Genomic DNA, 24142 nt, shown 5'->3' on the forward strand with positions numbered 1-24142 from the left:
ACATCATTAATATCCTGAAGCTTTTTTCCCTCAGTATATTCATTAATCAGCTTTTCAATATTTGCAATATAATAGCCACATGAAATATCGTTTCTGGAGTAAAATTTTACTCGATCCATAATTAACCTTCCATTCTAAATAACCATTTAATAGTTAAATTTAAAGAGCTTAGAATAATTTGTGCCCAATAAATCTTTCAAAATAGAATATAGTTCTATTATACTTTAGTATTTTATCATATATAAAAATCATTTGTAAATTTTAAACTATTATCCTAACTATTAGATTATATTGTACATTAAAAATGTTAATTATTATCTGTTTCTCTTAAATTTTTTATCACCATTTTTAATAATTTTAGGACACCATTTTGGACACCACTTTTCAAAAAAGACACCATTTTTGACTAAAAACACAAAAAGGCAAAAATAGAAACCCTTATTTCATGCGGTTTTCAGGGTTTTCAAACTTATTTCTTCCAACTCCAAAACCGTCGGCTGCGGGTGCAAGTCCGGTCTCCCCTGCCAAAGAAAAGTCTTGTACATTTGTACAAGGCTTTTTTATTGTGTCCCTATTGGGACTTGAACCCGAGAGGGCACGAGCCGTATAGAAAATGTGCTGAATGCACATTTTTAGGCGAGTGTAAGAGCCCGGTAGACGATTGGCAGCAATAAGCCAGAAGGTACGAACATAAGTATATTGTCGGCAATCTGCATCACTATTTTTTTACTTATTTCCCGGGCTTGTAATATTATTACAATAACAACCAGCAATGCACCAAGAACAATATATGCGAACAAATCTCTCAAAGTTAGTCCTCCTTTGCTTTCGTAACTACGGCAGGAAGTTAAATAGAATAAGTTGTTTGCCTGTTTTCGATCAGAACACAAATAGTGCCGTTAAGATGTGTGATAATATTTTTTGCAAGCGGATTTGTTTCGTCCCCATTTGTTAGCCGGATTTACATAAATAACTGAGTCCCGCTGTTTTCCTCCATAGAGCATAATGATGGATGTTCAACGGTAACCGTTTTGAACATCCATTTTTACTTTGCGAAATTAACTGGAACATCCTGTAACAATCCTATCAATAGTTCAGTTTTTTTGCCCATTTCAATGCTTCCATATATAACTCCATAAACTTATTGGTCATTGGATATTGATCCTCAGCTTTTTCCCAGTGAGCTTTTTCCCAGTTCATGATGAAATTCAGCAGCTTTCGCTGCTCATTGTCTATACCCAATAGGGCATTCTTTACATTGACAGATAGGGGAAGGCCTTTTAAAACCTGTTCCATCGAGCTGTTTAATAAAACATCAATGGCAGAAAATATCCCCGTAAAATAGAACTCAGAACTTTCTCCTTCTAAGTGTAGCTCAGGGGTCAGGAGTTCCATAAGCTTGCCTCTGATCAGCGATTGTTTAATCAGTTCGACATTTTCTACATTCTGTATATCCTTCAGCATCATCAGTGAAATCCACTGATACATTTCATTAATGCCGATATAGGATAGGGCGTGGGGGATTGATTTGATCTTATTCCTTGCCCCTATGTAAACTGAATTGGCAAGTTTCAATAATTTATATGAAAGTCCCAGGTCTCTTTCGAAAATATTGGCAATAACTAAATAGCTTGGCTCGGAAGATCCTAGCTCCTTAAGAATACTAAAAAGGTTGGCATTAAGTGTTACGACCTCCTTGGATCTGATAATAGAAGGCTTGTTGAAAAAATATCCTTGAAACAACTCATAACCCATTTCAGCCGCCTGTTTATACTCTTCTTTGCTTTCAATTTTTTCCGCTAAAAACTTAACTCTTTTTCCATAGTTTTGTATAAGATGGTACTGTTCATGCCGGCTAACAGCCGGAAATTCTATTTTGATAATATCCGCGATCTCGATTAAAGGCAAATTGTTTTGATCCAAAACAAAATCGTCAAGAGCCAGCCTGTATCCCATCGCTCTAATCCTTTTACAGGCATCTATCGTTGCGAGAGTTACTTTTTCCCGTTCGAGGACCTCCACAACGATGTTCTGCTTCGGAAGTAAAAAAGGAACATCACTCTTAATGAGCTCTTTAGAGAAATTAATAAAGGCATTTGTCCCATCCGTCAAGTCATGAAGGCCCATAACTAGAAAAGCGTTGTAAATTAATTCGGATGTAGCCTGGTCATCATCAATTCCGGTGAAAAAGTTATCCCCGCTCTGCCTGTATAATAGTTCATACCCGTAAATATTCATGTTTTTATCAAAAATTGGCTGTCTAGCAATAAATACATCCATTACCTCACCCCCTTATCGGTTTTAATATTATAAGCGGCTCTAATTCAAAAACATTGGTTATAATGGGCTTCAAGCTCTAAAAAATAGCATCAAGCCACTTTTTTCAGCTAAAGGAAAATATACTAGGAGGAATCATACCAATTTGGGGGTGGTTCCAGCTCAGTGAGGCCTCCAAACCTGTTATCTGACCCGTAAACAGTTTGACTTGCGGCTGATAATAAAGGGAGCTTCTGTCTCTCCTTGGTACGATATAAACTATGGGTCAGCTTCATGTCCTGCTGTACTTCATCCTTCATATCGGCGGTGAATAAAACACATTGGTTTTTCCCTTTTCCCTTGGCCTTGTACATTGCGATGTCGGCATTTTGGGTTAATGTTTCGGTATCCTCCCCGTCCACAGGATAAACAGAGACACCTGCGCTTCCCGTAATAAAAAACTCTTGTCCAAACAGGTGAATCGGTCTTTCAAAGAGTCCCATTATTTTCATCACAATTTTAGTAATATCCTTATCATCGGGGATATTATTTATCATGATCAGGAATTCATCACCGCCGAAACGGGCGACGGTGTCTGTTTCCCGCAAACACCTCTCCAGGCGCTGAGCCACCTCCTTAATCAATGCGTCCCCTCCGCTATGTCCCATGGTATCGTTTACTGTCTTAAAATCATCCAGGTCAATGAACATGACGGCGACAAACTTTCCGGACTGTTTGGCCAGGTGAATAGCTTGGCTGAGCCTTTCTGCAAACAGGATACGGTTGGGAAGAGCTGTCAGGTGGTCATAATAAGCCTTAATTTCGATCTCTTTTTCCTCTTTGATTTTAATCAGACCGTCCGCCAGCAAATTCGCCAGTATTTTAAGCATCTTAATATGGTCGGGTGACCACTCCTTGAACGATGTGACGGCATTAATTCCAAGGAAGCCCTGGACTCTTCCGTTTCCTTTAATTGGAACTGAAACCAGGGATTTAACCTTTTGCCGCTGAAGCTGCTTCTTTTCTGCACCAGCTTCAGCGGGCAGCTGACTTACATCCTGGATGCAAACCAGTTTGTTGCCTTCCAACTGCTCCATCCACCATGGAAACACGCTAAACGGTATATCCTTATTAACGGCTATTTCGGGCTCTATTCCCTGGTTGCACCATTCATGGGTACAGGCCATCGTGTTATTGTCATGATTAAACAAAAAAAAGTATGTACGGTCCACTTGAAGAAACCGGCCTATGGTCTCCAGAAGATGATTGGTTTTTTCATCAAAATTAGTTTGATTAATACGTACGAAATCAATCAGGATTTCTGAAAGCATTCTTTGAAAACTGATTTGATAAGCATTTTCTCTTAATCTTGCTACATAAATTTTATTGACATATAGCCCTATCCAAAGCGCGAGAATAAATATGCCGATCCTTAAAATATAATCGAACGCATCCACCTGAACTATGGTTTTTGGCATGTATATCCACATCAAAATCTGAGTAATAATGGATACTGCCGTTAACCCAAGCAGCAAGCTTCTTTTATTGAATACCAGTGAAATGATGACAAACACGACAGGGAAAGCCCAAACAGTTATGCCGGCATATTGTAAAAACCGCAGTGTAATCAATGGTATACTAAAGAGGAGTACAATAGTATTCAACGTATTTTTTTTATCTTCGCCCACTAATCGCTGGATAATCATAATAACAAAACCGATACCAAGCAATAAACCGCCTGTTAAAAGGTTAGAATATAGACTGCTTTTTTCAGTAGGTGTATGGGGCAGAAATTCGGATAAAAAACCAAGCAAACCTGCCGTTAAAAACCCAATAGATAAATAATCGAACAATATAGTGCGTGTCTTATCATCGAGAATAAGCTCGTCTTTATTAATTATTTTATGCTGCATCAGTCCATACCTCTGGATAGAATAATAAATTGCTATAATCGGAATTAAAATAAATACCGGAGCCATTTGTGGCAATGTATTTGTCAAATTGGAACTTCCAAACGATACGATGAGAAATGATGTAAAAATAAGCTTCGCTTGTCTTTGCACATTTCTTTCCGAGGATTTTTGTTTCCAAATCCAGATTAACACTAGGATGGCAAGCAAATATCCGGCATAATAAATATAAAAAAACAAATCCCATCCAGTATCTATTTCGACCATATCAGACTGCATGGCTGACATTTTAATGGATAGAGAAAAAATATACAGGTTTATCAGGGCGGGTAGATACAGCAAAATATAAAACCAGCTGCGCTTCAGAATGCCGGTCTTACCAGTCAATACCAATATAAAATGCAGTAATATGCTGTAGCTCGACGTCCAGCCAAGGGCAGCAAGCCTTCTCCAGAATAAGGAGGTCTCGGAACCTGACGCCGAATTGGTCATTGAAAACCCTAAAGACCAAAGGCATAATGAAATACAAACAGCAAGAAACAATTTGTTTAGGCTTGCCTTTGGGTTTAAATAAATACCATGTATCCCAATACATAAATATACGGCAAATACAGTAAAAAACAACAGTGAAAATAACAAAGGGGGATAGGTATATTCCATCAATTACTCCTCCAAAAGATAAACCGCCCACCAATGACGCTCGGTCAGGCGGCTTGCATTCTATGAACAGTTAAATTTTTATATTCTAAATTTCTTAACCAGGTCATGCAAATTATCGGCACTGACTTTGACTTCATCCGTTTCGAATTTGATTTCATTCGCCCTTTCCTTTATCCTGGAAACTTTATCGGCAATATGCGTCGCTCCCTCCGACCCGTCTTCTGTGGCCCTGGCAATTTGGGTGATCCCTTCGGCTACGATTTTTATAGAAGCGAGCAGTTCCTGGGAGGTCGCGCTTAACTCTGTGGCCCAATCATTAATGGATTGAGCGTCCTGCTTATAGTTTTCACCGACCTGGACGGATTCCTTATAGCTGTCTACCACTTTCGTCTCGATATATTCCAGCGTTTGCCTGGAGCAGCCAGCCAGGTTTTCGACAGCTTTTAAGGTAACAACCAGCATATCCTGAATTTCTTTTACAGTGTTTTTAGAGTTTTCCGCCAATTTTCGTGTTTCCTCAGCAACAACGGAAAATCCCTTTCCGGCTTCCCCGGCCCTAGCTGCTTCAATAGCCGCATTTAATGCCAACAGGTTGGTTTGTTCGGATATTTGCAAAATGACATTGGATAGATTCTTAATTTTATCGACTTCCTTAGCTTTTTCCAGGGCTTCATCCATCCCTTTCTTAATAGTCAAACGGGTCTGGTCGGCCTCGATCTGAAGCGTAAGTGAGCTGTCCTTTAAGGTAACTGCTTTTTTGCTGATTTCACTGGCGGATATGGCGCCTTCCTGGGCTTTTTCCGCAACGGTTTCTACTGCGTTCTCAATCTCATTGGAAGTTATGGTAATTTCTTCGGTGGAAGAAGCGGTTTCCTCCATTCCCGCAGACAATTCCTGCACTGTCGCCGCAGCATCTTCTAGCTCTCTCGTGAGATCTGCTATATTTTGATGAAACATCGCTACCAAAGCATTTACGTTCCGAGTCTCATCTACAATGCTTTTCACCATAGTATGGACGCTTTTTATGAATAAGCGGAAATAGTTTGACATTTCTCCAATCTCATCATTCTGTTTCAGCAGTTCGTCCGATATCTCAAAGGTTAAATCAAATTCTCCTAATAATGTTGTATAATATTTCAGCTTGGCAAGGTATTTTGTCAGCCGCATCGTAAAAAGGTATACCACCAGAAGGCCGACAGCGAGAAAAATTAAAGATGTAAGGATAGTATCCCGTTTTAGAATGGATAACCCGGATAATAATTCCGCTTTCTCAACCTGTACTGCTACAGACCATCCCGAAAAGGATACAGGTGAAAACCCGAGATACATGGGTACGTTATTATACTCATATCCACCAAATCCAGTTTCGCCTTTTATCATCTGCTCCTGTATTTCATTGTAATTTTTATTCCCCAGGCCTTCGTTTTTGCTTCCGGGTACCGTTGTCGCCGATGAGACCGCATCGGTTTCTCCAGCCCCGGCTGTTTTCGTTGCCGAGGAGGTTGCATCTATTCCGGTACCGCTCATTTTTATCAAACTGTTTACTATTTCTTTATTCGAATGGGCAATGGTTTTTCCATCTTTGTTTACAATAAATACATTTCCCGTCTTGCCGACCGAAATCTCCTTTGTAAGGTTGCTTAATTCATATCCGTCCCTGATGGCGACAAGTACTCCGATAATGCTGTCTCCCGATTTTATGGGGACCGAAAAAATCATTTCAATATTATTGCCGTCTCCGTTCGCAATAGGATCCGACACGAAATTTTCACCTTTTATGGCTTTTTGAAAATAGTCAGTGTCCTGAATGCCGGCTTTTTGTCCGTCACTATATACAGCATTCCCATGAACATCGGCTACCGCCATTCTTTTATATCCCTGCCGTTTTACCTCCTTGTCCAGCAAGGCCTCAATACCCGGACTCTTTTCTTGTGCACTTCCGGAGGATATTACCTTTTCATTTGCGGTCAGTATCTCTAATGAGTTAAACTGGCTTGACATTTTAGTTTCAATAAGTCTTGCAGCTTCAACGGCAAGCTTTGGCAACATCTCTTCAATATTGCCGGTCAGAGAATTGTAAATGTTATGATATGCCATGACCCCCAATCCCGAGCATACGGCTACCAATATTGTACTCATCAAAATGACAATCTTTAATTTTAAACTGCCCCTTCTTTTCGGCATTTCTTTATCTCCCCCTCATCATATTTTTGCTGTCTGCCTCACTTCAATTTCCTTTCCATGCGGCCATAACGAATTTTGCAAAGGTATTTCTACGTAAATATCATATTGCCACCACATGAAACCTGCACGTCCAATCCCCCGTTGACCAACAATTTATTTCCTTGACAATAAACTGCCTGTCCGTATACCTTTGCATGATTCCTGTAATAAATCCTTCAGCATAATTGCATATAGCTTCGCCGGTTGCCGGCACGCCTGAACAGTCCAGGTCTTCGGACACCGTCAGAATAAAGATCATATTCTCAAAATCCGCGTGTTCCACTTCCAGTATCCCTATCCCCAGTTCAGCCATCTTTTGATTAAGTAATCGGAAAAAGTCGGCGGGTGGAAGGTTGATATCCAGCATATGTTGACAGAATTCTTCCCCCACTGCCCGACCAGCTTCTACCATGTTACGTTTGACGGCCTCTTTACCGTAGTTTTTCTCCAGGACGCAGCGATGGGCATAGTGGAACATCCTGTAAGCAGCTACATGCATTTTCTCTCCCAGCGTGGGCCTGCCCAGTCCAACATCTCCAACACTTTCCCATTCAAAACATCTAAAGGTATCGCTCATTCTTTCTCCTTATCGATCATCTATGAAATAGTATTAAAATTTATACTGCTTAAAGACCTTGTTTTTCTGTAGTAAGGCCTTCAGAGGTTCGTCACTATTATATCAATGTACTCTGGACATTTTCTGAACATTTTCTAGAAAATTCTACATATTTTTAACATTTTCCAGAAAATCCTACAAAATATTGGTAACCCGAGTCAATTACGGTTAAAAGCCCTTCAACTCTCAGGCGAATATGCTTTTAAGCTGGCTTTCAGCTAATAATACTTGACTTTATAAGCGGCATTTATTACGGACTATATGGGCAACCTGCAATCTATTAATGCCTTGCAGATGTATAATTTCTTTATGGATACCTTATTGATTGCCGGGATGTTTATTTTATCAATAGAAATATACTGAATGATATACTCTTTGTTGTAAAACGGATGGGAAACTGATAAAATTTTATTGTATGCCGGATGATATTTGTGAGTTTGAAGATACTGACAAATACTCTAATAAACAAGATGATCTCTGGATTAATTTGAAAAAAGGTGAAATAGAATATGAATTCCAGACAAGAAACACCTATAGACTTAGACAGATGGTGCCGTTATATTGTAAAAGTCGGTCATGTCACGGCTACCCTTATAATCCTGGCACATGTGATTTGGTATTTTGCGGCAAGAAGCGTTCTTGCCTGGCCCACCGATATTTATCTGCGTAATTATATCATTTTACCTGCCATGGGTTTTTTCGCTTTAAATTTATTGGTCGATATGTTTGTTCGCTCCGCCAGTTTTTCACTTCCGGCTAAGGAATATTTATCTCTTTCGCTTTTTATAATCTTCTCACTCTACCTTTCTTTAACCCATGACATTGCAAAAGTTTTGTTATGTTCTTACATCCTTCCAATTTTTTCTTCTACTATTTTTTCCAATGTGAAACTAACCCGTTGGATATTTTTTACGAGCGTAATTTCCGTTCTGCTGCTCGGTGTTAAAATATATTTCGCGGGGGAATTAAACAGTAGTGTGCTCATGGAAATTTTTGTCGCGTGCTTTATGTTCCTCTGCTCATATCTTCTGGCTAAAGTTTTAATTCAATACGGTCACGATAATCTCGCGGCGCTGGTGAATGCCAATAAAGAAGCGATGAATACAGAACTTGCTTTTCTGCAAGCACAGATAAAGCCCCATTTTTTATATAACACAATTAACACTATGGTATCGTTTTGCTATACCGACAGCGAAAAGGCAGCGAACCTGCTTGTTAATTTCAGCAAATATTTAAGGCTCACCTTTGATATCGACCATAAATTAATGCTGGTTCCGTTAGAGAGAGAAATTGAGTTGATTAAAACCTATGTTGATGTAGAAAAAGCCCGTTTTGGCGAGATAATCAACGTAGAATACGATATTGACCCGAAACTTTTGAGCATGGAAATACCCTCGTTTTGCATTCAGCCTTTAGTGGAAAACGCAATTAAGCACGGCTTGTTAAAAAAGGATTCCGGTGGCACTGTCTATGTAGCGGTGAAAAAGAGTGAGGAAGCTGTTATCATAAAGGTCAGCGATACAGGGATAGGAATGTCGGCGGAGAAGCTCGATAAATTAATAAACCTTGAGACGGTAAGCGAGGGAGTAGGCTTTTTTAACGTTATCAGACGTATAAAAGGTTGGAGAGACACACAGATTGATATTCAGAGCGCGGAAGGCCGGGGAACAACAGTATCGTTCAATATACCGGTAAGATACAGCTAATTCGATTCATACATAGCCAACCTATAGTAAGAGAATCTATTTTTTGGAGGACGTCGTGTATTATGCTAAAAGCAATTATTGTAGATAATGAGGAACCCGCAATCAATATTCTGAAAATATTATTGGAAAGAACAAGGCAGGTAACGGTTATTGACAGCTTTCTCAGCGCGGCAGATGCTTTGGCCGGACTGGTAAAGGTAAAACCGGATGTTGCTTTTCTTGATATTGAAATGCCCGAAATAAATGGTCTGGAGCTAGCCGGAAAGATTCTGGAAATCAATAATGATATTGAAATAATCTTTGTAACTGCTTATGATCAATATGCATTGAATGCTTTCCGAGTCAATGCTTTGGATTATTTATTAAAACCCTTGTCTTTCGAAGATATTGAACAAACTATATCGCGGCTTATAAAGAGAAGGGGGTTATTGACAGACTCCAATCTTAAACTTTCAGGCAATGGACGAATTTATTGCTTCGGCAAATTATCAGCATATGGCACGGGGAGCAAGCAGCCTGTCAAGTGGCGTACTTCCAAGGCAGAAGAGCTTTTTGCCTATATGCTGCAAAACCTGGAAAAGGAAGTCTCAAAATGGAAAATCTGTGAAGCTCTCTGGCCCGAATATGTCCAGGAAAAGGTGGATATTCAACTTCATACAACCATATACAAGATGAAAAAGGTTTTGTCCTCGGCCGGAATAAACTTGGATTTCAGTTTTAACAATGGTTGCTATTGGATGAGCCTTCCTCAAGTGTATATTGATATGGTTGAGTTCGATTCCTTGGCGGCTTCGGTTGCATCTGTCGAGGAAGGGACAATAGAAAAATATGAAAAAGCCCTTTTGCTGTATAAGGGCGGTTATCTGGAGGATAATGACTACTTATGGGCATTATCTAAAAGAGAGGAATATTTTATTAAATATTTAAAATTGGCAACTTCCATCGTAGTCTACTATATGCAAAGAAATGAATACATAGCGGCCGAAAAAATACTCCATGAAATTCTGGAGAAATCACCTTTAAACGAAGTCGCCCATGAAATGCTTTTAAAATGCTATTTTATCAAAAAGGATCAAGTTTCTTTTATTACCCATTATTTGGCTTTACAGAAACTGTTCAAAGACGAGCTGGGAATTGAGCCTTCCAAGTCGATTCAGGCTCTGTATAATAGTATTCAAATATAACTAAATATACACTAAAGTAGAAAAAACCACCTTGTTTTCCTAAAAGAGTTGTCTTTTAAATATACAAGCATGGTTCACTTTATGATCCTCTTATCCAGCAGTCCAGCTCCAGTTCTAATATGATTGCAATTATATTAAAAAATGCAAAATAACATTACAGCTCATACATTCAGCACGTCATTTCTATGGTTAATCGCAACATGTATTAATACATATGTCATGATAATAGTACCGTATTGCATTCCATTGCAGGTATGTTATATTATAATAAAATCCAGAATATTGAACTTTCCGCCGGGTAAACGTCTTTTGTTCGTTCCATTAGGCCTTTAAAGGAATGAAATCAGGCGTTTTATTGTTTTATTAACGAAAGAGGTGTAACTGTATGTTTAGAGAAATGCGCCGCAAAAAACAGGTTTTATCTATAGAGGACAGCATTGCCGTTCTTAATAATGGAACATCTGGCGTGCTGGCAGTGTCCGGTGATAACGATTACCCCTATGCCGTTCCTCTCAGCTATGTATATCATGACCGCAAGATTTTCTTTCATTGTGCCCAAACAGGTCACAAGCTGGATGCTATTGCAAGGAATGAAAAAGTTTCCTTTTGCGTGATTGATCAAGACAATGTGGTACCACAAGAATATACTTCATATTTTCGCAGTGTTATTGTCTTTGGAAAAGCACGGATTTTGAATAATGAAGATGAAAAACGCAGTGCCCTTGAAATTTTGGCTGCAAAATATTCTCCTGATCATGAACAAGGCCGATTGCAGGAAATTGAAAAACATTTTAAACAGGTATGCCTTGTAGAGCTGGTGATTGAGCACATGACCGGCAAAGAAGCAATTGAATTGGTTAAAGCAAAACACCCATAAAACAGTCAGGTAAATAAAAGCAAAACACCGCCTTTATACCCTGAGAGGCGGTGTTAAGTGTATCAAATCAGCACAGTATTCATTTGCCAATAACGAAATATTATATATAAAAAATGATTTTTAGCTGCTATTATGCGAATTGCAAGCAATAATACAGTATCTAGTAATTCTTATAATGTTTTATTGTGTTCCAAATCCATAGCACCTGGAATAAATTTACGCAAAATAACCTATCGTAACATATCCTGAGGCACGGCTACCGGTTGGAGTGGTTGCTATGTATCTATATGTTATATAAGTATTCAAGATATCTCCAGATCTGGACACGTAAGATAAACTGTACCTGGCTTTTCCAACATCTTCGGCAAAATAATTAACTATTTCATATGTACTTAAATTAAAGGTTGTATAAACGCTTAACGGGTATGGACTAAACGTTTCACCTTGTACAGGTGAGTATTGCTCTATTTGATAATTTACCAACGCTCCAAGCCTTGTTACATAATTATCTGCCGCCTGAACATTTGCTGTGCAAACACATGTTATTAGCATCAGGGCCATAATCAATGATGTAACCTTTTTTCCCATATTCTCTCCACCTTTCTTCTTACTCACAATATTTTACAACAACATTATTACATTATATCCTAATTGTAAAATATTTCCATATTGTTTCTTGAAATCTTGAGCAAGCACAAGTCTGTAAAGGCGCCTATCCCACTATATCCTCTAAAATTTCAGACTTTTCAGTAATATCTTATCTTTTTAATGTATCTATCTTTGGTATTCCATCCCCAGAGTCCCCCCATACTATATAAATAGATATGGAATAAAATAAAAAATTACATATAGTCCGGGAGTCTCTAATACAAATAATATAGGAAATTTACTTGGAAGTACACTATGAAAATGTTTAAGATAGTCATATTGACAAAGAGATCTGTAATTTTATTATTCATAATTTTTATTTTATTAATTTTTATCACCATTTCATTTATCATTAGAATAAATATATTACCTGCAAATACGTTTGCCGACCCCAGGAGCGGCGTTATTGTCATTGATCCGGGTCATGGCGGTATTGACGGAGGGACAAATAAAGACGGCATTCTGGAAAAGGAAATCAACCTTGACATAGGCAGAAAACTGCGTTCACTTCTGGAACAAAAAGGATATAAAGTAATTATGACACGGGATGAAGATATTTCACTGGAAACATTGGATGCTTCAGGTAAGGGCCGCCATCAAAGAGACCTAAACGCAAGGGTTAATATCATTAATAACAGCAATGCGCAATTATTTGTAAGTATTCATGTCAACTGTAATTTAAAGAAACCTGCTACTGACGGCGCAATAGTATTTTATAATAATAAATATGAACAGAATAAATCTTTAGCTTACAGTATTCAAAAGGCATTGAACAATATTGTAGTAAACAACAGGAAACGTACGGTACATAATCCGGCACAAGCTAAATACTTTGTTTTAGGCAACTCTGATATTCCAGGAGTCATAGTTGAAACAGCATTCATATCAAATAAATCCGAACGTCGGGAATTGTTAAAAGAAAAATTCAGAGAAGACACTGCGACCGCCATCGTTTCAGGCATAGAACAATATTTGCATGAGTCAACAAATGTATCGACCCCGGGACAATAGCAAAGGTCAATAGTAAACTTTTTTATATTATCCGGCATAACATGTATTAACTGTATTTAATTTGGGAGGCATATAACTTGGATAATAATAAAAATACCTGTGATAATGGATTTTTTTCTTTAAGTCCTTGTGAACTTACATTACTTGCAACGGCAATTTCCATAATTCTTGCCGAAGGCATAGATGGCTGCCAACGCGATGTATTAGGAAATTTTTTAATGTCTGTGGGCCAGAATATAGCAACATTTGATGCACAGGCAAACTGTTTAAATCAATCCTGAAGGCTGTCTGTCACTTTATATTTGAAAGGTTCAATTACATAACTTCTTGTGATATACTCAGTATGAGGATTTTTAAAAGAGGTTTTGAATGAGACTAAAGAAAACTGTAACCGTTATTTTGTTCCTGATAATTGCACTTATGATTTTCCAGCTCATACCGGCGGAGGCTGCTCCTGCCGATGGGTTTCAAATTCATACGCAAAATTCTAAAGCGCTCTTGTTATCCGGTTTTGTTCATAACGACATTATATATATTCACAATGGAAACCAAAAAACATCAATCCAAAAAGTACAAATAAATAATACTCTGCTTTATGTTCCTCCAATATCGGTAGAGGGTATTTCTGTCAGCAGTTTTTTATTTTTGGAAATGCCCTTTGACCATCGAAAAATAATAAGGCAATCCATTCCGCACTATTTCAATGGGAGTAAATATAAGGGAAATCATACCGTTGTTTAAAATTTGATAACGGAGGTGATATTCTTGGATACAACGCTTATTGTTGTTATTGTCTTTATGGCAATTGTTTGTGTTGGAGGCCCAATAATCGGGCATTATGCCTCAAAAGCCAGCGAAAAGCATGAAAGTGAAAAATCAAACAAAACTCCGCAGTAACAGTTAATATTTAAATAGAATACAGGCATTTAATTTTTTTTAATGCAAAATGAAACAGAAAGTCCGGAGTCATCATGCCTCCGGACTTTCTGTTTTCATAAAAACAAATATGATTTTCATTTATGGCTTAACGCTTGATGTATATGTAAAACTAGCATCTACTTTAGATTTCATAATCTGTAACGACTCTTGCACTTCTGACCTTGCTGCAAAACTCTGATACCTTCAAATGTTCAGGGTGATTTTTATAAAAATTCAAATCCTCCACATTTTCAAACTCCGAATAAAGAACGGCATCGTATGCCTGCTCTGAATTATTTATATTTATACCGACCTCAAGGAATTTTATCTGTTTTATCCTGTTGCGTAATTCCTCCAGGCTGGTTTTTATAAATTTAGCATTTTCAATTTTGTCCTTCCCCTCAGCAAAGTCTTTCAATTTCCACATAACAATATGTTTTATCAAATCTGCCACCTCTTCGTTTAATTGATTTTGTTTTATTATACAACCTGGTCCCTTAAAACAAAATACAAAATAATAATATTATGATAAAAATTTTAAACCATTGGGATTTTAATGGGATGTATTCATGGCTTTTGCCAATCCAACAAGCTTATTCAGCGTCTTCCAGTTACGTACGGTAGCCGAGACATCCAGCTTCTGAAGATTATTGGCCAGTTTTGAATTACGGATACTATTACGGAAAAACAGATAAACCTCCCTCCCAATAATTCGATATTCTTCATCGGCACTTTTGTATGCATTCAAACAATCCATTTTTTCTTGGGACGGAGCATGTGTCATCAGTGAAACATACAAGCTCTCTGCTTCTGACGACGCCTCCGCTTCGGATATTTCCCTATCCGAAAATGGGCAGTTCAGAATAATGGTTTCCAACTCTGCCGCCGTTCTTAGAATAACAGGGCTTGAGATGCCAAAAACCACCCCGATCTCATGCTCTATTTTTTTTCGCAAAGCTTCTTCACCTTCGTTTGATTTAAACAGCACATTTCCGCTTTGAATATATGTTTGGACTTCGCAAAGTCCCAGCGCTTCAAATATCCTTTTTAACTCAGCCATTTTTATTATATTTTTCCCACCTACGTTTATTCCTCGTAGTAGTGCTATATAAGCAGCCATATTTACAGACCTCCTCGGACACCTTATTATTTTTTAACCATATTAAATGCCCTTATGCATAGTATAATATTAACTCCATTTTATCTCTCCGTACTATTTATATTAGTATATACTTTATAATTATTTGTAATAATAATGATAACATATAAAGAGTCTTTAAGGAGTTATTATTATGGTTCAGTTAGCTTTATGGGCTACATTGATTGTACCCTGGTTTTTACTCATACCTTTGGATATAAAGCGGGTTAAGCCATTTCTATCGGTTGCCTTTTTCACTTTACTGTTAACCTCTATTTATTGGCAGATAGCAGAGGTTATGAATTGGTGGACAATACCAAACAACCTGCCCTTCCTTACAAATATATCCGCTTTTAATTATGGCTTATCACCTGTTGTAACAATATATTTGTTTTATTTCACCTACTCCAGAGCTGTTCTGTTTTTTGCAGCAAATATCGCCGCAGACGCGTTCCAGGCATTTGTAATAAGCCCTTTTATATTTGAAAAGCTGGGGTTTTATAAAATGGGGACAATGAGTAATCTGGGACTTTTCCTCATAATAGTATCTCTTGTTCCAATAATCTACCTTTACCAGAAGTGGTACGAAAAAAGATTTATATCCAATTATTAATCCACGCTCTCTGTTTATCATTGTTATTCCATTTCACTGCATAAAGCTGTAAAATCATATTATATTGATTTGATATGCTTTAACACAGTGATAGGAAATGATGAATTATTCCGGTTTATTAAATCCTGTGTCAATTAAAAATAAACAGGAAAAGGAAGAGAAAAATGAAGCTTGGAGAAGTTTGCATAGAAACAAACGATGTTATTAAGATTGCAGAGTTTTACAGAAAAATACTGAACATTTCTTCTGATTGCAGTGACGAAATACATCAGTACATCATCACCAAAGGCACTACCCTGACTGTTTACAATAATGGAGCAGTTAAAAACAATCAAAACCAAAATATAAGCATAGCTTTCACAGTGGATGATGTTGATGCCGAATATGAAAGACTTTTAAAATTGGGTGTACATATTATCGACGCTCCAAAACTACAGCCCTGGGGGGCAAAAAACATGCATTTTTGTGATCCGGACGGCAATCACATATACTTTAGGAGTTTACCTGAATAAATAAAATCCTATCAGCTTATCCGCCAGATATGCCATAACCCCTCCGATGGTATAAGCCAGCAGATCAAGGGGATCAAAGACCGAACCGATTATCAGCTGGGCGGCCAGGTTATTCTCCAGGCCCAGGTATTTAGATATTTGAAGATACTGAAGAAATTCTGTGGTATATGACAGTGCCAGCGTGAATAAAACCAGCTTTATAGAGTTGAAGTCCCTTATGCCCTTGAGGAAACTATATATCAGAAGAACAATGACGATATCTCCAAGAAAACCCCGGATAACCGGATTTCCGCTGAAACTTCTCACTATAATATAACATATTACAAAACATAACCCCGACAAACCGAAATAAATTATCCGCCTCTTCAAAATATCTCCTTTAATAATGCAGATTTTCATACAGCCCGGATCTTTTTATTGTAAATCCCGTGCCGTTGAGTTTATTTATCATATCCAGAATCTTTTGTATCTCTGAAACTTCATATTCGGCCATATCAGGAGACGCAATTATTCCGTCGATCAATTCAGCCGTATTTATGCCGAGCTTGATACCTTCCTCCGGAAGATAAACGAGTTCGGCTGCCTTATTTCTTTTGTAAAGCATTATTCTGAATTCATGCTCATATTCAAACTCCTTCCGTTTATTTTTAAAAGGAAGCAGCTCATAATTTATATAACTCTCGTCAAATGTTTCATTAAAATCAATATAGTCTACTTTGAACATTTCCATTTCGTATCCATCGGGCTTTTTTATCCTTTTGAGCTTTTCCAGGGTAGTGCACACGGCAATCCCCTGACCGGCTCTGGAATAAACCTCCCACATGGCGGCAGATTCACTGTCGTTCAAATGCCAGCAGCTGATAGCTGCCTTTCTCTTTCGTTCGCTGAACTTTTCCAGGAACTCTTTCCTGACATCACTTCCATCATGATCTCTTTCACAATTTCTTCCATGGCTAATTTCACTGCTGCCATGCACCGAACTATTATACAGTTCAGCAAAATGGAGATAATTCTGTTTTGGTATTGCCCCCTCATATTTATCCTTGAATTTATCCGCTCTGGCAAAATAAAGCTCCCCATTTATAAGGGTCAGAAATTTTAATACGTCATAATATCTCCATAATTTATTTTCGCCCATATTATTTTCACTCATTGCTCTCCCTGATGCATTTCAATTTAAGCATTCTAACAAATTAATTGGTTAATTGGATAATTGTTTCAGGCAGCCCTTGATTATCAGCTTTCACTTTTACTAAAAGTATAATATGCCGATATGACAAACATCATCAATTGCAGCGAGAAAATGACCATTCTTTCGGTAAGGCCCAGTATATCCAGTTTCAATCCCATTCCTACAGGATTTGAAAAACCAAATAGAGTTATAAGTACCGACATTACCAGAATAAATCTGCCAAGACCTCTGAGCTTATCCTGCCTTATGTAACCTATAGACAGCAAATAACCCGATGCAATGGTTGTAAATACCACAACCACCGTAACCACTATGTGCATCATGTTTTGAATGTTCATTTCGGTTTTATCCCCTGTCAACGGGAACATGGCATATCCCAGCAGGCTGGTAAATTCCATTATAAATAAAACTATGTACCCTATTTTCACAAGTATGCCGTATTTCCTGAAAGCCTTTATTATTAAACCAATGGCAAAAAGAATGGTACATATACCGTAGGCTGAGGTAAAAACACGGAGCAGCCCGGCATCGGGAGCACCGACAGCAGTAAGCGAGCTTATGTCCATGGTTACCGGGTTATACTCGGACCATAGTATTTGTCCCAAAAATATGTGGGTAAAATAAAATATTACTCCAATCATGCCCAGAGGCATAAAAAACTTTTCAATCCTGTACATATGCCAGTACCAGTACCCCTTCTTTGAATACACACATTAAGCTTCTGAATTTATTTTACCATTGCATTCCATCAAAAGTAAAGCCATGACAGCGCACAGGAGGCTTATCACGGCTTTACAAAAAATGTATGTTGGATATACATATAAATTATTGACAACAAATCAATGCTTTTAACCTCCAGGTTTCAATATGTGCAAGCTTGAAAGTTTATAAAAACAGATATATGAACGGCAGCACTGTTGTAACAAGCGCAATAAGCATGACAATAAAAGCCCCGAATTTATTTTTTTTCTTCCAGGTCCAGACACCGAAGCTAAAGGTATAAATACTTATCCAAACTGCCGCCAGCATCAGCACAACATTAAATACAATGTTATTCTCCATCTCAGAATATAAAATCCTTTCTTTAATATCCTTTGCAATCTCATCTGCCAAATAATATATACTTTCAGCATTTATTGCCCGTGCCTTATTACTTCGGTAGACAGCTTCAGATTATATCTGGCCTCTGGAAACACATCCGGCCACCTGGTTTCTTCCCACTTGTCAATGGTGACAAAATTCCGCTTTGCCAGTTCTCCGTATCCGAATATATCCGACTTGAATTGGTAGGTCACTTTTTGAAGCAGATTCCGGACTTCCTTTTCAAGCAATTCCTTATACGCTCTATTCAATACATCTGCATTTCCAGGTTCATCATAATCATAATCACTTTGAACCGACTGGACATTGATATCCATTATGAGATCTATGTTAATCAAGGGTTTCCCGTCTTTGAAAGTAATATTTGTTGAGGAGGTCTTCTCTTTTTTTAAAATGCTCAACACCTTAAACCTGCTGTCCAGCGGGTCAACAATGTCAAAATTAATGTTGTTTTTTCCGGTCATAAGTGCGAATACCGAAGCTTCCCTTGCATTAAGTCTTCCAACCATTTTATCAAACTTAAAAACCGCAAGCCCATCCAGAGACATTCTCTGCTGTTCCTGACCTCCTCCCTCCTTTCCGGAACCGCCTCCGGATTTCTTCTCAGCGCCTTCTTCCTTTTTCCCTTCATCTCCTCTGCCTTCAGGCTTTTTAGTTTCCACTATGTTCTTATCAACAGTGGTATAAATGGCCAGGGGTTGAGCCCCCTGATTCTTTGCCCTGTACAGATAATCCTCAAGTTGGGCCTGGGGCACAAGAAAGTCTGATTCATAGGACTTGAAGAGCAGTTCATAATATCTGGAAGGATTTGATGAGAGCTTTGGCTGTATGGACTCCAGATATTTTTTTGCTCCCTGGGCTGCCACAATGACATTTATATCCTGCCTGATCTGCAAACCCTGCTGTAAACCGTTAACAAAGGCAGTAATACCTTTCTGGGCAATTGCTTCGGATACCACAATGATCTTTGTATGGGACAGATTGATTGTCCTGCTGAGATATTGGCCGGCTTTTTTTAAACCGGAAAGGAAATTATCCGTCCTATAAGAGGTAATATCGGTGCCTTCACCGCCCCCTCCTGTGATTGCCTGCGGCACAGCCGTCTGAAAGGTCAGGTCGAAGCTGTTTCCCTCTGCTTCATCTATCCCGATTGCTATCACATAAGCCAGATCTTCTATTTCCCTGTTATCGTAGCAGCCGGCTAGCACACCGGAACAGAAAAACAGGCATAAAAGGGCTGCTGTAAATCTTTTGGTTTTAGTCAATCTCCCCGCCTCCTTCTGCCGACTTCTTTCCCACTTTTTTACAGGCTCCGAAAATTATAATGATCAGCGGCAGAACCAGTCCTGTCAGCCATATCATATTTACTGCCTTTGAGTTTACCATATCTGCATCCATCCTTTTGAGTATGTCGGACACAGTCAATGAAATAACAGCCATCGGAAGAATAATGGGTTTTGATTTTTTCAAGCCGAGAGTTTTTTGCATTATGTGGAGAATAAAAGTAAAAACAACTCCCAGGTATAGTAAGGACGATATTGAGCAAATCAGTACGAATACAGATTCGATCCGCTGCAGGAAACTTCCGAATTCAATATGTTTTGCCATCTGAAAAACAGGTATTTTATTATCAACGGCAATCTGGTATGGATAAAGCAGTAAAAAGGACAGGGTTGCCCATAGCAGAAGAAGTCCTGAAATCAAAATGGACATATAACCCACCCTTTTTATATATTTCTTTTTGAAAAAGGGTATCATAAAAAACAATATTATAATGGACGAATAGGCCGAAAGCTTATACAGGCTTCCCATGGCTATGGAGCCATAACCCTCCCCCATCACAGGGAAAATATTATTTATGTCCATCTGGGGTATGACACCTGCCGTTATCAATAAAAAACCTGCTATAACCACCGGAAGCAAAAAGGCGTTAATTCTCACCACCGCTTCAATCCCGAAGTAAGCACATGCTATGATTCCAATGAGGAAAAGAATCTCAACAAAACCCAGAGGAGATTTATCCAGTGAAATCATTTTCAGCACCTGGGAAAAACCTCCCAAAAACGCGGTGAGTTCAAAAAACAAAAAAGCTGTAATCAAAAATCCAACGATAATCTTCAGTACTCTTCCGCCAACTCTTTCACTTATGTCCAGCAGATCCAGACTGCCTATATTCTCATATAAAGCTGATGAAATTGAAAAATAAATCAGTACGACTACCGTTATTATCAGGGATACCATCCATCCGGCGCTGCCGCCGTAAGCGGCCATATCCCTTGGAAATGACAGGAACACCTGGACAAATATCGAATTTACCAATACCGTTATTGCTTCCCAGGAGCCAAAGGTCATTCTAGTCTTCATCATCCTCACCCTCTGACTTATCATTTTTAACAGCCCAGCTTCTGCTTATTTTTGACTGGCTCTTAATATCCTTCGGATTCAGGTAATCGGGCCTGTATTCCTGTTTCCAGATGGGCTTTCTGGACAGCTTGTCTGAATACTTTTCTTTGGTCACCGGACCAAAAGGAGCCAGGAACGGTACACCGAAGGACTTCGAGGCAGCAAGCATCAGGGCATTTATTGTAAGACCCAGAGCTATGCCCAAAAAACCGGCGGTTGCTCCGAGAATAATATAGGCAAACCGTATAAGCCTGATTGAAAAGGACATGGAGAAGCTTGGTATTGAGAAGGAACCAAGTGCTGTAATAGCAACAATTATTATCATAATGGGGCTAACCAGATTTGCAGCTACAGCTGCCTGTCCCAAAATCAGGCCGCCGACTATTCCTATGGTGGAGCCGATAGCTCCCGGAACCCTGATTCCCGCCTCTCTTATCAGTTCAAAGGAAAATTCCATTATCAGCATTTCAACCACCGACGGAAAAGGGACATTTTCCCTGGAAGCCTCAATTGCAAACAACAAATTTGTAGGTATCATTTCCTGGTGGAAATTGGTGACGGCAATATACAGCCCAGGTAAAAGCAGTGCAATTACAACACCTATGATCCTTATAACCCTTATAAAATTTACATATGGATATCTGATGTTGGTATCTTCAGACGTATGAAGGAATTCCGTCACTGTGGCAGGCATTACAAGAACATAGGGGCTGCCGTCCAGAATAACTGCTATATTTCCCTGGGAAAGCATGGTTGCCACCCTGTCTGGCCTTTCGGTGGCAATGATCTGAGGTGCGGCCACAAAGGTATTGTCTTCTATCAGCTGCTCCAGTTCACCGGTATCAAAAATATAATCAACATTAATGCTCTTTACCCTTTTTAAAACTTCGTTCACCAGCGAGTCATTTGCAATGTCACGTATATACATTACGGCACAGGGTGTATTGCTCCGCCTTCCTATGGTTGTAGACTCAATCATCAGATCCTTGTCCTTCAATATTTTCCTGATAAGGGCGGTATTGGCCCTCAGCTGCTCATTAAAGGCCTCCTGGGAGCCCCTGATAACCGTTTCCGATCTCGGAGTGTCCACACTCCTGTGTTCCCATGATTTTACATCTGCCGCAAATGCGCATTCCAAACCGTCTACGAAAACCGCACAGCCTCCGAAATTGACACTTTCGGTTATTTCCTTAAAATCACAGACTTTTTTTATTTGATTGAACGGAAGCAGCCTGTTATATATAAACTCTCCGATGTCATGGATATTTTCCCTGATATCCAGATTTGAGAGCAGCATAAGAGGCTGAAGTATATTATTGCTTATACTTACCCTGTCGGTCATACCGTCTATGAAAACTATAAAACCCTTCAAAACCTTATCCTTCACGGTAATGTTGAATTTCCTGGTAACAAGGTCGCTGTTGTCGGGTATTTTGTATATCCTCTTTACAACCTGAATGTTTAATTCCAGGTCTTTTGATATTTTCTTTTTTAATATTTCATCCCCGGCAGTGCAATCCCTGAATTCCTCCTCAAGCTCCTCCTTCCCGAAAACATCAAGAGATTCTGCATTGAGGGCAGTTTCACATTCCCGTCTTTTATTTTCCCTGAGAACAAATTCTTCCCTTTTATAATTTTCCCTGAAAATCAGATAATTTAAGAAACCCAATCTTTTTCCCTCTATCTGTAAAGATTTTTATACTTTTTAAGAGTATTATGGTAATTAACTGATTTTTATATACATACGTACCGGCTTACAAAATTTTGTAATGTTAATTTAATGATTTTTAATACATTTCTACCTTGTGAAAACATAGTTAATAATCTATCATTATAATTAGAAGCATTTTACATAAGAAAACTTAAATAACAAATGAGGATTAAAAGTTAAATGAGGAAATTACATCACAAACTTGTTTTATTTATAATACTTTTGTCAGCAATAATTTTAAACAGTATTCCTGTCCTGGCGTGGACGCCGGATGAGGAGCTGACTGCCAGCTCGGCAATTCTCATGGATACCATGAGAGGGCAGATTTTATTTGAAAAGGATGCGGACAAGGTTCTATCACCATCAATAATGTGCAAGCTTATGACGGCACTGATAACAATGGATAAGACACAGTTAAATTCCAAGGTGACCATCAGTAAGAATGCTGCCGGAATTAACGGAGCGTCACTGAACCTTACGGTGGGAAATCTGTATACGGTTGAAGACCTGCTGTATGGAATCATGCTGTCACCGGGAAATGATGCCGCCATCGCTTTGGCTGAATATGTAGGTGACGGTGATGTCAACAAGTTTGTGGGCTATATGAATGAAACAGCTAAAAAACTCATGCTTAACGACACTTATTTTGTCAATCCCACAGGTTTGTACGATGAAAAGCAGTTTACCTCTGTGAGGGATATTGCCAAATTAATTAAATCAGCCATTGCAAATCCGGTTTTCAACTCTGTTTTCAGTTCAAGAGGGATCGCATGGATCAACGGAAAAGATTCCTCTGTTTTGACAAATCAAAACAAATTGTTCTGGAGTTATAACGGTGTTGACGGCGGCAAGATCGGCACAAATCCCAAGCTGGGAGTCATATCTGTTACAACGGCCACAAGGGATGGGCGCAGGCTTGTAGCTGTGGTATTTGACAAGGATGAGGAAAGTACCCTCTCACAGACCACTCAGCTTTTTGACTATGGATTTACCAACTATTATAATGGAATCCTGGTTTCAAAAGATACTCCCTTAAGAACTATTGCGGTACAGAATGTTGACGTGAACCTGATCAGTAAAATAGATGTCTATTACACATATCCCGTTGGACAGAGCTATATAAAGGACATTAGCTTTACAAAGAATGAAAAGCTCGAATTCCCCATAAAAACCGATACTGTTGCAGGTGTACTGAAATACATTCTGGAAGATGGAACCGAAATTGATGTAGATCTCTATTCCGACAAGGAGATTGTGCCTGAACAGGATTACAAGACAAAGATAAAAACCATTCTGGATGAAAACCGGGATTTGGTATTAATAGTGACAATATTGATTGTTATAGAATTTATACTTCTGTTTTATAATATTATTAAATTAATCATAAAAATGGCAAAGAAAATGGGACACCCTTCAAAATAAGGGGTCCCATTTTCTACAGGAAGGCTTGCATGACACAAGCC

The 24142-nt window shown here is 38.6% G+C and carries 25 protein-coding genes and 1 pseudogene; 10 read left to right on the forward strand and 16 right to left on the reverse strand.

Annotated elements, in window-relative coordinates; genetic code table 11:
• Window positions 1-632: 632 nt before the first annotated feature.
• From CTER_RS28155 to CTER_RS01520, 6 genes and pseudogenes are all read right to left on the reverse strand, one after another.
• Window positions 633-809, reverse strand: a complete 177-nt coding sequence (locus tag CTER_RS28155) for a hypothetical protein (protein WP_004623268.1) — start codon at window positions 807-809, stop codon at window positions 633-635.
• Between the two features lie 277 nt (window positions 810-1086).
• Window positions 1087-2280: an EAL and HDOD domain-containing protein gene (locus CTER_RS01505; protein ID WP_004623252.1), complete on the reverse strand. Its 1194-nt coding sequence runs from the start codon at window positions 2278-2280 to the stop codon at window positions 1087-1089.
• 103 nt (window positions 2281-2383) lie between these two features.
• Window positions 2384-2539: an EAL domain-containing protein gene (locus CTER_RS29225; RefSeq protein WP_423219192.1), complete on the reverse strand. Its 156-nt coding sequence runs from the start codon at window positions 2537-2539 to the stop codon at window positions 2384-2386.
• A 61-nt stretch (window positions 2540-2600) separates the two neighbouring features.
• A pseudogene (locus CTER_RS01510) lies at window positions 2601-4826 on the reverse strand (diguanylate cyclase domain-containing protein); the annotation flags it as partial.
• A 78-nt stretch (window positions 4827-4904) separates the two neighbouring features.
• A complete protein-coding gene (locus CTER_RS28640) occupies window positions 4905-7010 on the reverse strand; it encodes a methyl-accepting chemotaxis protein (protein ID WP_004623271.1) in 2106 nt (701 codons plus the stop codon).
• Between the two features lie 100 nt (window positions 7011-7110).
• Window positions 7111-7626 (reverse strand): V4R domain-containing protein, encoded by a 516-nt coding sequence (locus CTER_RS01520; protein ID WP_004623254.1) that lies wholly within the window; start codon window positions 7624-7626, stop codon window positions 7111-7113.
• Window positions 7627-8174: 548 nt separating this feature from the next.
• On the opposite strand from CTER_RS01520, the gene CTER_RS01525 reads away from it, so the two are divergent.
• From CTER_RS01525 to CTER_RS01535, 3 genes are all read left to right on the forward strand, one after another.
• Entirely contained in the window at window positions 8175-9371 is a 1197-nt protein-coding gene (locus CTER_RS01525) for a sensor histidine kinase (RefSeq protein ID WP_004623266.1), read from the forward strand.
• A gap of 62 nt (window positions 9372-9433) precedes the next feature.
• Entirely contained in the window at window positions 9434-10555 is a 1122-nt protein-coding gene (locus CTER_RS01530; protein ID WP_004623249.1) for a response regulator, read from the forward strand.
• Window positions 10556-10940: 385 nt separating this feature from the next.
• Window positions 10941-11432, forward strand: coding sequence for a pyridoxamine 5'-phosphate oxidase family protein (locus CTER_RS01535; protein ID WP_004623244.1), 492 nt, complete (start codon window positions 10941-10943; stop codon window positions 11430-11432).
• A gap of 216 nt (window positions 11433-11648) precedes the next feature.
• Here the strand turns inward: CTER_RS01535 and CTER_RS01540 are convergent, their stop codons facing one another.
• Window positions 11649-12020, reverse strand: a complete 372-nt coding sequence (locus CTER_RS01540) for a hypothetical protein (RefSeq protein WP_004623217.1) — start codon at window positions 12018-12020, stop codon at window positions 11649-11651.
• Between the two features lie 315 nt (window positions 12021-12335).
• On the opposite strand from CTER_RS01540, the gene CTER_RS01545 reads away from it, so the two are divergent.
• The 4 genes from CTER_RS01545 to CTER_RS29030 all read left to right on the forward strand — a co-directional run bounded on the left by CTER_RS01545 (window position 12336) and on the right by CTER_RS29030 (window position 13988).
• Window positions 12336-13091, forward strand: coding sequence for an N-acetylmuramoyl-L-alanine amidase family protein (locus CTER_RS01545; RefSeq protein ID WP_004623279.1), 756 nt, complete (start codon window positions 12336-12338; stop codon window positions 13089-13091).
• Window positions 13092-13168: 77 nt separating this feature from the next.
• The gene (locus CTER_RS01550; RefSeq protein WP_004623257.1) at window positions 13169-13372 is read left to right on the forward strand and encodes a hypothetical protein; all 204 of its coding nucleotides are present in this window, start codon (window positions 13169-13171) and stop codon (window positions 13370-13372) included.
• Between the two features lie 88 nt (window positions 13373-13460).
• Window positions 13461-13832: a hypothetical protein gene (locus CTER_RS01555; protein ID WP_004623219.1), complete on the forward strand. Its 372-nt coding sequence runs from the start codon at window positions 13461-13463 to the stop codon at window positions 13830-13832.
• A gap of 24 nt (window positions 13833-13856) precedes the next feature.
• Entirely contained in the window at window positions 13857-13988 is a 132-nt protein-coding gene (locus tag CTER_RS29030) for a hypothetical protein (RefSeq protein ID WP_004623294.1), read from the forward strand.
• A gap of 163 nt (window positions 13989-14151) precedes the next feature.
• On the opposite strand, the gene CTER_RS01560 is transcribed toward CTER_RS29030, so the two are convergent.
• Both CTER_RS01560 and CTER_RS01565 read right to left on the reverse strand, forming a co-directional pair.
• Entirely contained in the window at window positions 14152-14454 is a 303-nt protein-coding gene (locus CTER_RS01560; protein ID WP_004623285.1) for a Dabb family protein, read from the reverse strand.
• 108 nt (window positions 14455-14562) lie between these two features.
• Window positions 14563-15129: a DUF1697 domain-containing protein gene (locus tag CTER_RS01565; RefSeq protein WP_004623274.1), complete on the reverse strand. Its 567-nt coding sequence runs from the start codon at window positions 15127-15129 to the stop codon at window positions 14563-14565.
• Window positions 15130-15301: 172 nt separating this feature from the next.
• On the opposite strand from CTER_RS01565, the gene CTER_RS01570 reads away from it, so the two are divergent.
• Both CTER_RS01570 and CTER_RS01575 read left to right on the forward strand, forming a co-directional pair.
• Window positions 15302-15760, forward strand: coding sequence for a hypothetical protein (locus CTER_RS01570; RefSeq protein WP_004623261.1), 459 nt, complete (start codon window positions 15302-15304; stop codon window positions 15758-15760).
• A gap of 164 nt (window positions 15761-15924) precedes the next feature.
• On the forward strand, window positions 15925-16272 hold the full coding sequence (locus tag CTER_RS01575; protein ID WP_004623247.1) for a VOC family protein: 348 nt from the start codon (window positions 15925-15927) through the stop codon (window positions 16270-16272).
• Here the strand turns inward: CTER_RS01575 and CTER_RS01580 are convergent.
• The 7 genes from CTER_RS01580 to CTER_RS01610 all read right to left on the reverse strand — a co-directional run bounded on the left by CTER_RS01580 (window position 16261) and on the right by CTER_RS01610 (window position 22637).
• The gene (locus CTER_RS01580) at window positions 16261-16641 is read right to left on the reverse strand and encodes a ribosomal maturation YjgA family protein (protein ID WP_004623256.1); all 381 of its coding nucleotides are present in this window, start codon (window positions 16639-16641) and stop codon (window positions 16261-16263) included. The genes CTER_RS01575 and CTER_RS01580 overlap by 12 nt on opposite strands.
• A 10-nt stretch (window positions 16642-16651) precedes the next feature.
• Complete coding sequence (locus CTER_RS01585; RefSeq protein ID WP_004623269.1) at window positions 16652-17425, reverse strand: DUF2971 domain-containing protein; 774 nt, start codon at window positions 17423-17425, stop codon at window positions 16652-16654.
• An 83-nt stretch (window positions 17426-17508) separates the two neighbouring features.
• Window positions 17509-18174: a DUF998 domain-containing protein gene (locus tag CTER_RS01590; RefSeq protein ID WP_242834920.1), complete on the reverse strand. Its 666-nt coding sequence runs from the start codon at window positions 18172-18174 to the stop codon at window positions 17509-17511.
• Between the two features lie 175 nt (window positions 18175-18349).
• A complete protein-coding gene (locus tag CTER_RS01595) occupies window positions 18350-18577 on the reverse strand; it encodes a hypothetical protein (RefSeq protein ID WP_040759992.1) in 228 nt (75 codons plus the stop codon).
• Between the two features lie 20 nt (window positions 18578-18597).
• Window positions 18598-19830, reverse strand: coding sequence for a Ger(x)C family spore germination protein (locus tag CTER_RS01600; RefSeq protein ID WP_004623290.1), 1233 nt, complete (start codon window positions 19828-19830; stop codon window positions 18598-18600).
• Entirely contained in the window at window positions 19823-20932 is a 1110-nt protein-coding gene (locus CTER_RS01605) for a GerAB/ArcD/ProY family transporter (RefSeq protein WP_004623258.1), read from the reverse strand. Before CTER_RS01605 ends, CTER_RS01600 begins: the two co-directional genes overlap by 8 nt.
• A complete protein-coding gene (locus CTER_RS01610) occupies window positions 20919-22637 on the reverse strand; it encodes a spore germination protein (protein ID WP_004623278.1) in 1719 nt (572 codons plus the stop codon). The genes CTER_RS01605 and CTER_RS01610 overlap by 14 nt, the downstream gene beginning before the upstream one ends.
• 222 nt (window positions 22638-22859) lie before the next feature.
• On the opposite strand from CTER_RS01610, the gene CTER_RS01615 reads away from it, so the two are divergent.
• On the forward strand, window positions 22860-24101 hold the full coding sequence (locus CTER_RS01615) for a D-alanyl-D-alanine carboxypeptidase family protein (RefSeq protein WP_004623204.1): 1242 nt from the start codon (window positions 22860-22862) through the stop codon (window positions 24099-24101).
• Window positions 24102-24142: the final 41 nt, after the last annotated feature.

It is taken from the genome of Ruminiclostridium cellobioparum subsp. termitidis CT1112 (genome assembly GCF_000350485.1).
Taxonomy (GTDB): domain Bacteria; phylum Bacillota; class Clostridia; order Acetivibrionales; family DSM-1351; genus Ruminiclostridium; species Ruminiclostridium termitidis.